The 14866-nt window shown below is 51.3% G+C and carries 8 protein-coding genes and 1 pseudogene; all 9 read right to left on the reverse strand.

All coding sequences use genetic code 11. The annotated features are described in order from the left end of the window. Nucleotides 1-5 precede the first annotated feature (5 nt). Nucleotides 6-563, reverse strand: a complete 558-nt coding sequence (locus N7E73_RS08680) for a GAF domain-containing protein (RefSeq protein WP_432738666.1) — start codon at nt 561-563, stop codon at nt 6-8. 425 nt (nt 564-988) lie between these two features. Continuing rightward, nucleotides 989-3631, reverse strand: a complete 2643-nt coding sequence (locus N7E73_RS08685) for a response regulator (RefSeq protein WP_432738667.1) — start codon at nt 3629-3631, stop codon at nt 989-991. Between the two features lie 3 nt (nt 3632-3634). Beyond that, nucleotides 3635-4774 (reverse strand): FIST signal transduction protein, encoded by a 1140-nt coding sequence (locus tag N7E73_RS08690; RefSeq protein ID WP_432738668.1) that lies wholly within the window; start codon nt 4772-4774, stop codon nt 3635-3637. A 28-nt stretch (nt 4775-4802) separates the two neighbouring features. Continuing rightward, a complete protein-coding gene (locus N7E73_RS08695; protein WP_432738669.1) occupies nt 4803-5843 on the reverse strand; it encodes an HD domain-containing phosphohydrolase in 1041 nt (346 codons plus the stop codon). Nucleotides 5844-6056: 213 nt separating this feature from the next. Further along, on the reverse strand, nt 6057-7295 hold the full coding sequence (locus tag N7E73_RS08700) for an ATP-binding protein (RefSeq protein ID WP_432738670.1): 1239 nt from the start codon (nt 7293-7295) through the stop codon (nt 6057-6059). Nucleotides 7296-7579: 284 nt separating this feature from the next. Beyond that, the gene (gene cadB, locus N7E73_RS08705) at nt 7580-8917 is read right to left on the reverse strand and encodes a cadaverine/lysine antiporter (protein ID WP_432738671.1); all 1338 of its coding nucleotides are present in this window, start codon (nt 8915-8917) and stop codon (nt 7580-7582) included. A gap of 125 nt (nt 8918-9042) precedes the next feature. Beyond that, nucleotides 9043-10473 (reverse strand): amino acid permease, encoded by a 1431-nt coding sequence (locus tag N7E73_RS08710; protein WP_432738672.1) that lies wholly within the window; start codon nt 10471-10473, stop codon nt 9043-9045. Nucleotides 10474-10931: 458 nt separating this feature from the next. After that, nucleotides 10932-13232 carry an Orn/Lys/Arg decarboxylase N-terminal domain-containing protein gene (locus tag N7E73_RS08715; protein WP_432738673.1) on the reverse strand — a complete coding sequence of 767 codons (2301 nt, stop codon included), beginning with the start codon at nt 13230-13232 and terminating at the stop codon, nt 10932-10934. 215 nt (nt 13233-13447) lie between these two features. Further along, nucleotides 13448-14359 (reverse strand): annotated as a pseudogene (locus N7E73_RS08720) (methyl-accepting chemotaxis protein); the annotation flags it as partial. Nucleotides 14360-14866: the final 507 nt, after the last annotated feature.

Here is a 14866-nt window from a genome sequence, read left to right on the forward strand (position 1 = left end):
AAGGGTTAATCGTCAACCCGGTAGATGTATTCGTTGGCCAGTTCACTCGCACGTTTGAGTGCGGAGTACATGCGTGCGTTTTCAAGGGCGAGACCGGAGAGGTCTGCAACGCACTTCAGGAAGTCCAGTTCATCCTCGGAAAATTCGCGCTGTTCGCCGGAGTATACGCGGAGAACACCGATAACCTTTTCACCGCGGGCTGTGAGGGGAAGAACTACGAGGGATACGAGGCCTTCCTTTGCTGCTTCATCAGGATACTGGAAGCGATCGTCTTTGCGAACGTCGGCAATAGTTACGATCTTGCCCTGAAGAACTTCCTGATCAAGACGGCTCTTGGAAACTTCGACCGGACCTTTTTTCTCGTAACGAGCTGAAAGGCCGTAGGAAGCATCGGCCAGCAGGGTTTCTCCCGTGCGGTCAAGGAGTCTGATAAAACAGCCCTTGAGCTCCATTTCAGTTGCCACTTTTTCGGCAATGCTGTTCAGAACTTTCTTAGGCTCCAGGCTGGAGTTTACAGCTCTGGTAATTTCGAAAATCGCTTTGTAGAGTCTGGTTGCACCCATTTCTCATACCTGCCTTTTATGTGTTTATTTAAAAGTAAGGACCTTCCACTCCAGATCCTTAATTTCTAGCCTTTTATCCCTTTCAGGTTACTTGGAATCTAACAGATAAAAAAAAATATTGCATGTAAAAAATGACCACTTTCAAACATTTTTTCAAAATTTGGCGCTAAACCTTGTTCACTTTTGAACATTTTTTTCGGTTTTGACACTTTAAATTGCGGCGCAATAATAGCTAAAATCATTGAATGATATAATTTGTAGAGCTGAATTAATATCGTAATATAAGTGTGTTAAAGATCAGATTCTAAATTATGACGATTATAGCACAATCAGGATTAGATTAACCATCTAAAAATGCTCAAAACCAGGAACGGCAGTCGAAATCAGACCTGTGGAGCTTGTTAACGACAGGCGGTCATAAGGGATCAAAAGAGTTCGCGGAGGTTGGTCATGAATTGTGAAACCTCCTGTTCAAGATGACTAAATTGTTCATCAATGGCGGAGGAAAGCTCTTTATGTCCGGCTGTTTCAAGTTGTCTTGAGGCGTGATAGGCACCGGTCTTGCCGAAGTTGCCCAGCATGCTTTTCAGGGCGTGCGATTCCATTTCAATCATTGAAAAGTTCCTGCTCTGAACAGCGGCACTTATTTTGTCCATGCGCTGAGGAATCTCGCTTTCGAGTATTTCAACCATCTGGAGCAGGAATTCCTTGTCGTTGTTGAATTTCGAAACAAGGCTGTCGAGACTGAGAACTTCCACATTTGCTGCCTGTGAAGGTGCCTGAGAAATTGCTTCCTGAGATGTAGTGACCATTTCCGGAGCTTTCACCCCTGCCTCGTGCAGCTCAATCTTCGCAAATAGTCCTTTCCAGTTGATGGGTTTTGAAATGTAGTCATCCATTCCCGCATCAATACAGACTTCCGCATCTCCCTTGAGGGCATGTGCGGTCATGGCCAGTATGGGCGTGTGGTTGAGGCCGTGCTTCTTCTCGTAGGCCCGGATGTGTCCGGTTGCTTCAAGACCGTCCATGACAGGCATCTGTACATCCATGAGCACCAGATCAAAATTGCCGGAAATAAACTGCTCAAAACCGTCATGGCCGTTTTCGGCTATCGTCACGGAATGGCCCCACCCTTCGATCATATATTTGGCAACACGCTGGTTTAGTGGGGTGTCTTCGACCAGCAGAATCCGTTTCGGCGTGGCGGAGATAAGAACATTGATTTTACTGCCCTGTGAGCTGCTTTGCAGCCCGGCATCGCTGGACAGGGCCTGCATTACCGCTGAAAGCAGATCTGATGAAGTGACGGGTTTGTACAGGAAGGCATTGGCCAGAACTTCGTCCCTGTCTGGGGTAAAATACTTTTCAACACCCCCAAGCATAACAACCAGAGCACTTGAGATAAGTGGATTTTTCGCAATTGCGTCGGAAAAATTCCTGCCTTCCATGCCCGGCAGGTTTATGTCGCAGACGATAAGCTGATAGGGATTTTTGCCGTTCACGGCTTTTTCAATACGGCTGAGTGCTTTGGTTACGGAGTCTGCTTCATCCACAATACCGCCCCAGTTTTCGAGCATTTCCCGTATAATGGAGCGGTTGGTTGAATTCAGGTCAGCCACCAGCATATGCAATCCCTGCAGTTCCTCACGCCCGACGGTAATAAGTTCTGAGGAGTTATCCTTGATAACCCGTAAGGGAAGGGAAAAGTTGAATGAACTCCCTTTGCCCAGCTCACTGGTGCAGTAAAGCCGCCCACCCATGAGTGACACAAGCTGGTAGCTGATGGTCAGCCCCAGCCCGGTCCCGCCGCGCGAACGGGTCAGTGAGCCGTCGATCTGTTCAAAGGCGTTGAAGACGGATTCAAGTTTATCCTTGGGGATACCCGGGCCGGTATCGTGGATGGAGCAGTAAAGCATTCCGAATCCGGGGGTGGTATTTTCAAAAGCCACCTCGACCAGAATTTCCCCTGACTCGGTGAATTTGATGGCATTGGACACTATGTTCAGCATTACCTGCCTGATCCGGTCTCCATCCCCTTCGATAATTTCAGGCACATCTGTCCCTATCCTGAACAGCAGTTCCAGACTCTTGTCCCTTGCCTGAACATAAAGCAGGCGCAGGCAGTCCGCTACCAGCTCCCGGATATGCACCGGTCCGCTTTCGATAACCAGCCTGTTGGCTTCAATTTTTGAAAAATCAAGAATGTCATTGAGAACGCTCAGCAGGGAATAGGACGTACTCTTGAGCTGGCGCATAAATCTTTCCTGACTGGAGTTGAGCGGAGATCCCAGCATAATTTCAGCCAGGCCGATAATACCGTTCAGAGGGGTACGGATTTCGTGGCTCATATTGGCCAGAAAAATTGATTTGGCCCGGTTGGCACCTTCAGCCGCTTCAAGTGCCAGCCTAAGCTTTTCTTCCGCCTCCTTGCGTACGGTGATGTCCATTATGAACCCGTCATAGTGGGTGGTCCGCCCTGTTTCCGGGTCCACGCAGGACTGAATGCTCAAGGAGGCCCAGAAAACAGAACCGTCTTTTCTGCGTCTTCTGGTTTCATAGCCGATCAGCCTGCCCTGTTCGCGCAGCTGGACCTGGACCCACTCCCGTTCTTCCGGGTCGGCATAAATTGTCGAGGCAATGGATGAAACACTGCTTACCAGTTCTTCCGGGCTGCCGTATCCGTACATTCTGGCGAGGCGCTTGTTGGCGTAGAGATACTGCCCCTCGGGCCGGGACTGGAAAATACCTACCGGGGCAGCTTCATAGAGAACCCGTAATCGTTCTTCGCTCTCTTTGAGGGCCAGTTGTGAAGTTTGAAGTTCTGAAGTCCGCTCCTCAACCCGTTCTTCGAGCTCTTCCAGAAGTCTGGTCAGGCTCATGTTGGCATCCATAAGTTCCGCAGAACTAAGTTCAAGGGACCGTTCCAGCATCCTGCGGTCGGCATCGGAGTCCTGATATGCATCGTTCACAGCCTGCACAAACTTGAGAAGCGGTCCTTCGAGACTCTCCGCATCGATATTCAGATGCCGCTTGAGCTGCCGTTTCAAAAGGTTGTGCAGGTCTTTCATACTTTACTTTTCCCTGAAGACGGTCACGGTCATGGTCTGGTTGTGCAGTGAGCACTGCTCCTGCCCGCGTATGGGTGAAAGCTCTCCGTAGGAATAATACCCGCATACCGCTGTCTGTTCCCCCAGCACATTCAGGGCCGCCTCAACCTCTTCCTCAACCCGCTGGCCGAGTACAAGCTTGCGGCCTACACAACTGACGCAGAGAGCCAGTTCAGAAGGCCCGTGCAGCCGGGACAGGCAAATTTCCGCCGCGTTCTGTGCCCCGTCAATCAGGCGGTCTTTGTTGGCCTTCATGAATCTTACCTTGGAGCCCTCCGGGATGTCCCCGGCAAAGGTCATGGATTGCTCAGCTTCATCAATTCCCAGTATCGTTCTGACCAGTTCGCACTTGTCCGTTCCCTCGACACTCATGCTCAGGGGAAAGAGCAGGCCGGAGGCCGGAAGCCCTTCAGCGAATTCACCAAGGTAGTCCTTGTACAGTTCAAGTGCGGATCTGTTATCCAGCTCGTAGAGTACATTGCCGTCAGATCTGGTCACCTGCCGCAGGGGGCCGAAAGAATCCCAGCCGCCCATGGAACCGCAGCCGACCTCAAGCCTGTCGGAATAAAATCCGATCAGCAGGATGGTATGCTGGATAGGTTTGCCGTCACAGAACACATAGGTGTTTTCAAACCGGGAACCGTCTCCGGCCAATCCTCCGCTTACAGATACATCTGCCGGAAGGGCTGCAGTGATCCCCTGCGCCAGTTCCGTGCCGTTGACCCCAAGTCCGTCGGACAGTACCAGAACATGAGTCAGCCCGTCTCCGACAAGCTTTCTGGCCATGTTTTCGGCGACCTTGAATACTTCATTCTTGCTTGTAAATGTGTCGTGAACAGCCCGTACTGAAGTCTGCTCAAAGCTGACGGCCGTAACGGTCAGGGAGTCGTCATATACCCGGTCGCCGCGTATTTCTCCGGCAGTCGAGCATCCGGCCACAACCGCTTTCGGGAAGGCAGCGGTTATTTCGGCCAGAAGCGGCTGGTCGTGCACTGCTTTTCCGGAACCGAAAATAAGAACAAGCCCGGCATCACTCAGTCCAAGTGATCCCGGAGCGGTTTCCCAGCCATTGCCGGGTGTCCATACGGTCTGCACTGTTTTCATAAGACCCTCTCCTGTGGAACGGCATAACTCAGTCGGAATATTGTTTTAGAATATCCAACACCAGATCAATATTCTTTCTGAAAATATCATAAATGTCAGGATCGAAGTGGGTTCCCCTTCCTGCGTCCATTATTTCCATGGCCTGATCGAACGGCATTGCCGGGCGGTAGACACGGTCATTGACAAGAGCATCGAATACATCGGCAATTGCGGTGATCCGGCCTTCTTCGGAGATGTCCTTCCCGGATAAACCCTGAGGATAACCGCTTCCATCCCATTTTTCGTGATGGTGCAGGCTGATCAGACCGGCAGTCTCGATCAGCGTATATTCAGTTCCGGAGAGAATATCCGCTCCGATACGTGGATGGGTCTTGATTACTTCGAATTCTTCCGGAGTCAGGCTACCCGGTTTTTTCAGGATTGCATCAGGGATTCCGATTTTTCCCAGGTCATGCATGGAAGAGGCAACGCGGCAGATAGCAATACGCTTACGATTCCAACCCATCTTTTGGGCAATAAGTTCACAATATGCACCGATTCTCCGGACATGGTTTCCGGTTTCATCGTCGCGGTATTGGAGTGAAGACATCAGCCTGAAGATGAGCTCTTCGCGGCCCCTGCGTATGATCTTGGTCTGTTCGTCAACAACCTGTTCTAGGTGGCTGGAGTAAGCAGTAAGTTTCCGCTCAAGACCGACCATGCGGGAGCCAACCGAAATGCGGGCTGCAAGCTCGTGATCATCAAACGGCTTGGTCAGGTAGTCGTCTGCCCCGGCGGATTCCAGTGCCAGTGCAATGTCGGCCTTTGAGTCCTTGCCGGTAAGGAATATTATATAAACGTAAGGCTTGCCGGAACTCTCCTGTCTGATCATGCGCGCCAGATCATAGCCGTTGATCTCAGGCATCATCCAGTCAGTAATCACGATGTCGAACGGTTCCGCTTCTGCAGTGAATTTTTCAATGCCCTCACGGCCGTTCCCGGCTTCAGCAACGACGTGTCCCCATGATCCAAGAAGCTTTGCCAGTCTTTTTCTGGCAATAATATCATCATCAACAGTGAGGATTTTCATTTAGCAGGTACTTTCCTGTATGCGTCATAAAGATGTTTCAAGGACTAGACGAAACAGTAACCTCCATGAAGCGGCAAAGGCAAGTCTCTTTTAAAATTGAATAGAAAAACCTGTGGCCGTTGGCTGTATTAGACCCCTGTGCAGAGAACAACGTTGTTGCATAAAGATGCATAACCAGGTCCATCCCATGCAGTTTGATTCAACACAAGGTCATTATGAAGTGGCTTTTCTCAGTACATTCAGAAAACGAGAGCGCAAGGCATCGCTCATCAGACCCTTTTTTACCGGTGGAAGTTTAAGAAAGCCGCCCAGCACAGAACGCATAAACTCCTCGCTGCGGCTGTTGGGGTTATCGAAAATAAGGTTCTGTAAAGTGTCCCGTTCAAGGGATTGCAGGATTACCCGTTCAAAACTGTCTTCCGGATGGATTACCCTCTGAGCGCGCTTATCCATGCCCAGTGCCCCTGTTTTGCATTTTAAGGCACAAACACCGCAGCCAAGACATATTCTCTGATCTACGAGCGCATGACGGCGTTTCTTTTCTCCGGGTCTGATTTCGTCTTGACGGATGGAGATGGCATCTATGGGGCAGGCCTTGGCACAGAGCCCGCAACCGTTACATTTTTCACGGTCCACCGAGGCTATAAAGGTGGAAGAAACCAGCACTCCGGGATAGCCGGAATACTTGATGCCGTTCATGAGGTTACAGCAGCAGCCGCAGCAGTGGCAGAAAAATCCGGCGTCCTTTTTTACATTGTCGGTGGTGATGGTAAAGCCCATTTCCTTTGAACGAGCCATGATGTCATGCATCTCAGAGCGTGAAATTTCGCGGGCAAATTTATTGCGGATCAGGAATTTTGCTGCCTCACCCATGGAGGTACAGGTTTCAAGGTCAACATTGCAGTCCTGCTTTCCAAGGTGCATCTTTTCATGTCGGCAGGAGCACAGGCTTACGGCAAACAGGTCCTGTTCAGCCACCAGAAATTCCGCCCGCTCATAATCAAGAACCTCAACATGCTCGATGTCCCTGATGGTCTCTTCGTAAGGCAGGGTGCGCATGACAGAAATCTGCTGCCCGTCCCCGAAGTTTGCTTTCAGGAATTCCCTGTCTCCGAACATGTAATTATGGAACAGTTCAGCCCATTTTTTTGAATTCAGCTCGCCGTGGGTCCGCATCATGGTAAACTCAAAGAATCCGATGACAAAAGGGCTGATCATATATGTATAATGATCCTTTTCCCAAAGGTCGCAGACCAGGCCCTTCAAGCACATTGATTCCAGCATGGGCAGCAGATAATTTGTGTCCATGCCGGTCAGATCAGCAATGCGTTCAATAGATGAAGGGCGGTACGGCATCTTCACGATAAATTCGGCTTCCGCCGGAGTGTAAAGACTCCTGAGCATCTCGTGCAGAGCTGCCGACCACGGCATGCGTACGGTGGTGTTATCCACCTTTTTCCCCAGACTGCGGTATATGTCTTTTCCGATTATGTGTCCCATACCCCGGAAGTACATTCATTCATGATTCTTTGGCAAGCGGGTTTGTTTTAATGTAATCCTGAAGGTCTGCAGGAGGCATGAAAGCTCTTTACCGGCAACAGAAGTGGTCGGTTGATTCCGCCTGAAAAGCTCTACAGACAAGGCCCGTCAGTATTTCTGAAAATGCTGACGGGCCTTGTTTTGTATCAAAGGATATGTGCCTATTTGGATTTATTGAAGCTTTGCGGGCACAGCGGTTAAGCCTGTTCCCGGATCTTGCGTTCAAATTCCGTCCTGTCCTTTCCTGCGTAGAAAATAAAGGTGCAGAGCATAACGATCATGCAGCCGATCAGGGCGTCCTTGGCAGCACCGGACAGTGCTATGAGGCAGAATCCGCATGCCAGCAGGGCCGATGCGATCTGTAGCCATGCTTTTTTGGCATGGAAGCCGTAGCGGCGCAGCAGGTTCAGGGCGGAATAAAAATAGGGGGGCAGGGTCAGCAGCACGGCAATGGATGCGATGTTGCCGAACAGGGACTGGGTATTCCCCCCTTTGGACAGCAGCATCAGAACAACCAGCAGGATGCTCATCATGATCGAGGACAGGATAAGGCCCATGACCGGGGTTCCGTGGCTGTTTTTGCGCCCGAATATTTCCGGCAGTGTTCCGTCACTGGCAGCTCTGCTGCCTGCCTGAGATACCAGCATCATCCATGAGCCGAGGGAGGCGAGACATGCAAAGGCCGTTACCGCGGAAACCAGTTTGGGGATATATTCCGAAAACGGCAGTGCGGCACAGATATGGCCCATGGCCATGGAAAACGGAGCGCCGGACGCGGCCATTCTGTCTGCCGGGAACATGCCTGAAATGGCGGAACATGAAAGGATATACACCAGCCCGGCCAGCGCTGTTCCGATCATGGTTGAAAGCGGGATGGTCCGCTTGGGATTCTTGACCACCGCAGTGTTGACCGCGGCACTCTCCACGCCGATGAAGCTCCAGATACACAGGATGATCGCTGCCAGTACGGCAGAATCAGGTGTATGTCCTTTGACCAGCCAGTTTGCCTTGAACTGAGCGGCATCAAAGAACAGCCAGCCGGCAGTTCCGGTAACCGCCACCGGGATAAGCAGCAGGACGACGCCTACGGAGACCAGTCGTCCTATCCAGTCCGCACCCAGAATGTTTATTCCGGTAAATATCCAGATGATGACGATGGAAGTTATGCCTGAGGCCAGAGGGTCCTGCAGGGCCGGGAAAAATACCGACAGGTAATCAACACCGGTAATGGCAATGGCGAGGTTGCCGATCCAGTTGGCGTGGTAGTACAGCAGACCGGACTGATAGCCGAGAATCGGGGCGACCTCACCTGAGTATGCGATTGGTCCGCCCTCCTGCGGGTCTTCCATGCCCAGCCGCGAATACACGTAGGCCAGTGCCAATGCTCCAACCAGCGCCACGGCCCAGCCGAAAATGGATATACTGCCAATGGCAGCCAGGTTTGCCGGAAGCAGTGCAATACCCGATCCCATCATGTTACCGGCTACAACTGCCGTACAGGCAATCACGCCCATTTTTTTGTGCTCAGCAGACATTGTTTCTACTCTCCTTGTCCGGTTGCTGCTCCGTCGGCTCTCCGATAGCCTTGCGGGGCTGATTTTGATGCGCTGTTTATCGGGATTGAAGTTTTTTTGTTGATAGGAATTTATGACTAATTTTTTTAAACCGTTGTCGTGGATAGCTGCTGTTCATTGGTTCTCTTCTCCGCCCTTGCATAGAAGTAAAGGGGAACAGAAGTGAAGAGCACCACGCCGATCATCAGAAATCCAATATAACCGGCGGATGCCGCGATACCTTCATCAAGCACGGCCTGCGGCGGAATGAACCCGAAAATGAACACAAATACGCAGGTCATGATCGCCAACCCCGAAACCACCCATATTCCAGCCTTGCCTCCGGGGATTGTATACCCCCTCTTTACCTCCGGCCTTGTGTAGCGCAGCTTGATGGCTGCTGCGAACATGAGCAGGTACATAATCAGGTAAAGCTGCACCGCCAGCGCACTCATGAGCATGAACGCGCTTGAGACCGTAGGCATAAACAGAATGGCGCAGGAAACCAGAGCTGAAAGCCCGCTCTGGATGATCAGGATATTGGTGGGAATTCCGTATCTGTTTGTCTTCTGCCATAATTCCGGAAGATAGCCTTCGCGGGCAACCTCACGGATGCCTTTCGACGGACCGACCATCCAGGTTATGACCATGGTCAGGGCTCCGTAAGCCATGAGGAAGCAGATCACCGGGGTCATGTATTCCATCCGGTGAATCTGGAAAAGTTTGTCGAATGCCTGACATACTCCGGCGCTGAGGCTGACCCCGTCCGCGGGAACAACCATGGCAATGGCAAGTGACCCCAACGCGGAAAGTCCGATTATCAGCGCACTGGCCGCAAATATGGCTTTGGGATAGTTTACGGATGGATTGCGGACCTCATTTACATGCACGGCCGACATTTCCATTCCGGTAAACGAAATCAGCATGGCCGCCAGCAGCATGAGCTGTTGCAGGCTTTCAATGTCCGGCATAAGAGCCGCCGGGGTGAAAGGGATCTGCACTGTTCCCCCGGAAAGGACATGGTCGATACCCAGTACGATTATTAATATTCCGGGTACGATTGTGCCGGCGATGGCCCCGGAGGAACTGAAGAAGGCCGACAATTTCATGTCCCGGAAGTTCAGGAAGGTTGCCACCCACAGTGCCGCCTGAATGACTCCGACGATGAACCACTTGTTCGAGGCCAGTTCCGGGTCAAAGGTGTAAGCTATGGCCGAACCGGCAAAAGCCAGTACAGCAGGAAACCACGGAAGGTTTTCCACCCATTGCATAAAGATTGCGACGAAACCCCACTTAGGTCCGAATGCCTCTTTGACCCACAGGTAAACACCGCCCTCATCATCCCAGCCGGAAGCAAGTTCCGCAGCAACAAGTGCCGAAGGGATGAAAAAGCAGACCGAGCCGAGTGCCAGATAAAAGATCAACCCCCAGCCGTATTCAGCCAGGCCCGGAAATGCCCGCAACGACAATATCGCCGCGACATTGATCATCATCAGCGTGAAAACAGAAAGTTTGTTTTTGGAACCGGATTCCGTCATTCAGTTTGTCTCCGGTGCATCAGCAGCACCAGGGTTTAATGCTTTGATATAATAATGCCTTCGGCGACTCTCCGAGGGCCAAAGAAACTTTTTGAAAAAAGTTTCTCTGGACTCTTCAAAAACTTTTATCGGGGCTTCGCCGCTTTGGCTTTTTCGCCGTGCTGTTGAAATTTTCCTCTGGATGATTTGCCGGGGTGGCAAAGCAGCCAACCCCGACAAACCTTTTATATCTAATTAGAATATTATCTCACGACAAACTATGATCATCGTTTTGATACATCAAATTGAGCAAGTAACGTGTGTTTAAGTTTTTCTGCTCAATGACAAATTGTCGAGTCCAACGGCGAAGCCTTAATAAAAGGTTTTGGGAATCTTAAACCCTTTTGCAAAAGGGTTTAAGCCGCCGGAGGCAACTCAGATCATCAAAAACGCGCAGCGCATCAAAACAAGCTACATGCCTACTTTTTCAAGCACATGGTCTTGAAGTACTTCTTGCCGTCACGTTCGATACGTTCCACTCCGTGAATATCGCTTTCATATCCGGGGAAGACGTTTTCGAAGTCCTGACGGGCCTTGAGATAGTCGAAGACAGGGCTGGCCTTGTCGTTGAGGATTTCGCCGCCCATGATGACAGGAATGCCCGGAGGATAGGGCACGATCATTACTGCCGGGATACGGTCCTTCATATCCTTGAGTTCAACGTACTCAACATTTTTGCGCACGACTGCGTGGTAGGCTTCCGCAGGCTTCATGGCCTGATCAGGGATAATCTGGAAGGCGGCCTGCATCTTGTCGAGAAGCTTGTGTTCTCTATAATAGTTGTGGATGGCGTTGCAGTGGTCCTTGATGCCCACTCCGTCGTAGGCTTGCGGGAAGGCCTTGACCAGATCGGGCTGGACTATGTTCAGCGGTGCATTCGCATCGTAAAGTTCCTTGAACTTGAGCAGCCCGGCCAGCAGGGAGCCCTGCTTTGCGGAAGTTGTGCCCATGGAATTGAGCATTAGGAAAGAGTAATAGTCGGTCTTTTCGCAGACGATGCCGTGATTGATCAGGTAGTTTGTGACAATGGATGCGGGGATTCCTTCCTTTTCCATTGTCCCGTCTTCCTTCAGGCCGGGGGTGGTGAAGGTCAGCTTGATGGGGTCGAGCATGGCGTAGTTGTCTTCGATGTCGTCAAAGCCATGCCAGTTGTCCTTGGAACTGAATACCCACGGCCGCTGGTTGTTGCAGAGGTATTCGGTAGGAACATGTTCGAAGTCCATGATTTCACCGTCCATGTTCACCTGTCTCGGCTGCCACATTTCAAAGAACCACGATCCCGAATCATGCATCTCGCGGGCAATGAGGGAAACTTTCTTGCGCAGATTGATTGCCTCGGTAATGGTTTCGTTCATGAGCGTTTCACCGCTGTCATCCATCATTTTGGTGGCAACATCCAGTGAAGCGATCATGCTGTACTGCGGAGAAGTGGAACCGTGCATCATGTAGGATTCGTTGAGTTCATCCCGGTCGATTTCAACATGGCTTCCATTGCGGACATGCAGCATCGAGGCCTGTGAAAATGCTGTCAGCAGCTTGTGGGTGGAGTGGGAGCAGAAGATCGGGGGATGGTTCTCGTTAAGGTCATCGTCGGCCATGCCGAAGTGATCCTTGTACATGGAGTGGAAGCGTGCATAGGCGTACCATGCCTCGTCGAAATGGAGGTTGTCCACGCTCTTCTGAAGCTGCTTCTTGATGTTTACCACGTTGTAGCAGACTCCGTCATAGGTGGAGTTGGTCAGCGCGGACATGCGCACACTCTGTTTTTTGAGCTCCTCGGGAATCAGCTTGTTGTCATTGACCTTGGATTTTATGGATTCCTCGGAAAATTCGGAAAGGCGGCACGGGCCGATGATGCCGCGTTTGTTGCGCCGTGGGACCATGTAAATGGGATAGGCATCGGTGATGACCATGGCGTAGTTGAGCGATTTGTGGCAGTTGCGGTCAACAAAGGCGATGTCGTCACGCACAAGCTGGCTGCGCCAGATGATCTGGTTCACGTTGGATGTTCCGTTCAGCACGTAGAAGGTGTGGTCGGCACCGAACACGCGGGCGGAGTTCTTTTCAGCATCCCCGACGACTCCGCTGTGGTCGAGCAGCGAACCAAGCTCCGGAACAGAAATGGACAGGTCGGAACGGAAGACGTTTTCACCGTAGAACTTGTACATGGCGACCCCGGCCGGACTTTTAAGGAACCCTTCCCCGCCCATGTGTCCCGGAGTATGCCAGGCATACTTGTATGCCTCGGAATATTTGACCATTTCGCCGAAAAATACCGGATAGACCGAACGGACATATTCCAGCAGCCTTGTCTCGATCCGTCCGGCAACAAATTCGGATGTGTCGGCTGTTTTCCACAGAAATTCATTGATTTTGCTGAGTACCGATGTGGGGATGTTTTCCATGGCAAGCCGGTCAGTGAACAGGAAAACCGGAATGTTTCTGTTGCGCTTGCGGATTGCGTCCAGGAGTACTTCCGGTTCCATCTCCTCCCCGACCTTTTCCCCTTTGATGTCCCAGTCAATGACCACTGCGCCGAAGTCAGCACGGGACATGAATATTTCAATGGCATCTTCGTAACTGTAAGAGGGGTGGACTGAACATTCCTGCTCGGAGACAAGTTCTTCCTCCAGTTCACGGAGCCTCAGGCCCTCGTCTGTCGGTGCATCAAACTGGCCTGAAACAATCAGAATCGGCCACAAATGTTTGGTTATTTTCATCCCGTGTACTCCTAGGATAATTAGGGTGTTTTGGCGGTAAGTTACTTTCAGCGATATTCTTTTAAGCTTCATACATGCCTACACGATTTCAGCTATTAAAGCTATCTTGTCTTTGTTAAGAAGGATGACTTTATAACTGGGCGGTACCGAATAAAAAAGCAGCCTTCACCGGATAGGCTGGGGCTGCTTTTATCGGGAACAGTTATGCAGGGAGATTAAAACTTTTCAAAGTCATTGTCGTCGGCCCCCATGTCGAGGGATAGTCCGCCGAAGTCAGAAGCTTCAGGCCTTGGCTTATGGGGCTTGGGTGCCGGGGCAGGCGCAGGTGCAGAGGACGCTGCTGCCCGTCTTGGAGCCTGGGGCAGCGCTTTAGGACGTGAATGCCTCATTCCGCCGTAACCGCTGACCTTGAAAAATGAAATGGTGTTTTCAAGCTGTAGGCTCTGGGCGGAGAGTTCTTCGCTGGTGGAGGCCATTTCTTCGGAAGCCGAAGCATTCTGCTGGATTACCGCGTCAAGCTGGGCAATCGCCTTGCTGATCTGGGTCGCTCCTGCGTTTTGTTCCGAACTGGCAGAGGATATTTCCTGAACCAGTTCGGCTGTTTTTTCGATGTTGGGCACCAGTTTTTCAAGCATGTCCCCGGCTTTTTCCGCTACGGTCACCGTGGTGGCGGAAAGTTCGCTGATCTCACCGGCGGCATTGCCGCTACGTTCTGCCAGCTTGCGAACTTCGGCGGCAACAACCGCGAATCCCTTGCCGTGCTCACCTGCCCGGGCGGCCTCAATAGCTGCGTTAAGTGCCAGCAGGTTGGTCTGGCGGGCAATCTCCTCAATGATGGAGATTTTTTCGGCAATGTTTTTCATTGCTGAGACGGCCGTATTAACGGCTGCTCCGCTTTCGCGGGCATCGTCGGCTGCCTGAATGGCGATGTCCTCGGTGGTTTTGGCGTTGAGGGTGTTCTGCTGAATGTTGCTGGCCATTTCTTCAATTGAAGCTGAAACCTCTTCAATTGATGCGGCCTGTTCAGTCGCTCCCTGGGAAAGCCCTTCAGCAGAGGCAGACAGCTCAGTACTTCCTGAGGCAACGTTGGTTGACCCCTCACGTACATCGGCAACAACCTGAGTGAGTTGAAGGGCCATTTCTTTCATATTGCCGTATACCCCGATAGCCGGTTCAATAAACTGGAGGTCAAGGTCACCAGCTGCAATGCGACGTGCTACAATTGCGATTTCAGCAGGATCGCTGCCAAGCTGCCTGTTCACTGTTCTGATAAGGAACCCGGCTGTGAGAACTCCGACTGCAAGGGCAACGGCACTAAGGATGACAGCCATCATGATGGCCTGATTGTTGGCTGCCTGCAGTTTGGGGCCGAGAATTTCCTGATCAGCCATGACGGACAGTTTTACGTCTTCCACGTCATTGGCTATTTCAGGACCCAGCTTCTCCAGTTTGCCGGTAATGACTTCGTTCCTGGCAAAAATTACTTTGGTCAGGCTGTTGAAAGCGGAGACATATTGCTCTTTGAGGGTAATTATCTCGGCCAGAAGTTTGCGTCTTTCCGGATCATGGATATTTTGTTCAAGAATATTAAGGCTCTTGTCCAGAGACTCCATTTCGCTTCTGGCTCTGTTTAC

Origin of the sequence: Maridesulfovibrio sp. FT414 (assembly GCF_050916235.1) — a bacterium.
Taxonomy (GTDB): Bacteria; Desulfobacterota; Desulfovibrionia; order Desulfovibrionales; family Desulfovibrionaceae; genus Maridesulfovibrio.

Excerpts from the sequence above, each read along its gene's own strand:
- N7E73_RS08715 (WP_432738673.1), bottom strand. The coding sequence starts at position 13,232 with ATGAAAATAACCAAACATTTGTGGCCGATTCTGATTGTTTCAGGCCAG.
- N7E73_RS08710 (WP_432738672.1), bottom strand. The coding sequence starts at position 10,473 with ATGACGGAATCCGGTTCCAAAAACAAACTTTCTGTTTTCACGCTGATG.
- N7E73_RS08685 (WP_432738667.1), bottom strand. The coding sequence starts at position 3,631 with ATGAAAGACCTGCACAACCTTTTGAAACGGCAGCTCAAGCGGCATCTG.
- N7E73_RS08695 (WP_432738669.1), bottom strand. The coding sequence starts at position 5,843 with ATGAAAATCCTCACTGTTGATGATGATATTATTGCCAGAAAAAGACTG.
- N7E73_RS08680 (WP_432738666.1), bottom strand. The coding sequence starts at position 563 with ATGGGTGCAACCAGACTCTACAAAGCGATTTTCGAAATTACCAGAGCT.
- N7E73_RS08690 (WP_432738668.1), bottom strand. The coding sequence starts at position 4,774 with ATGAAAACAGTGCAGACCGTATGGACACCCGGCAATGGCTGGGAAACC.
- cadB (WP_432738671.1), bottom strand. The coding sequence starts at position 8,917 with ATGTCTGCTGAGCACAAAAAAATGGGCGTGATTGCCTGTACGGCAGTT.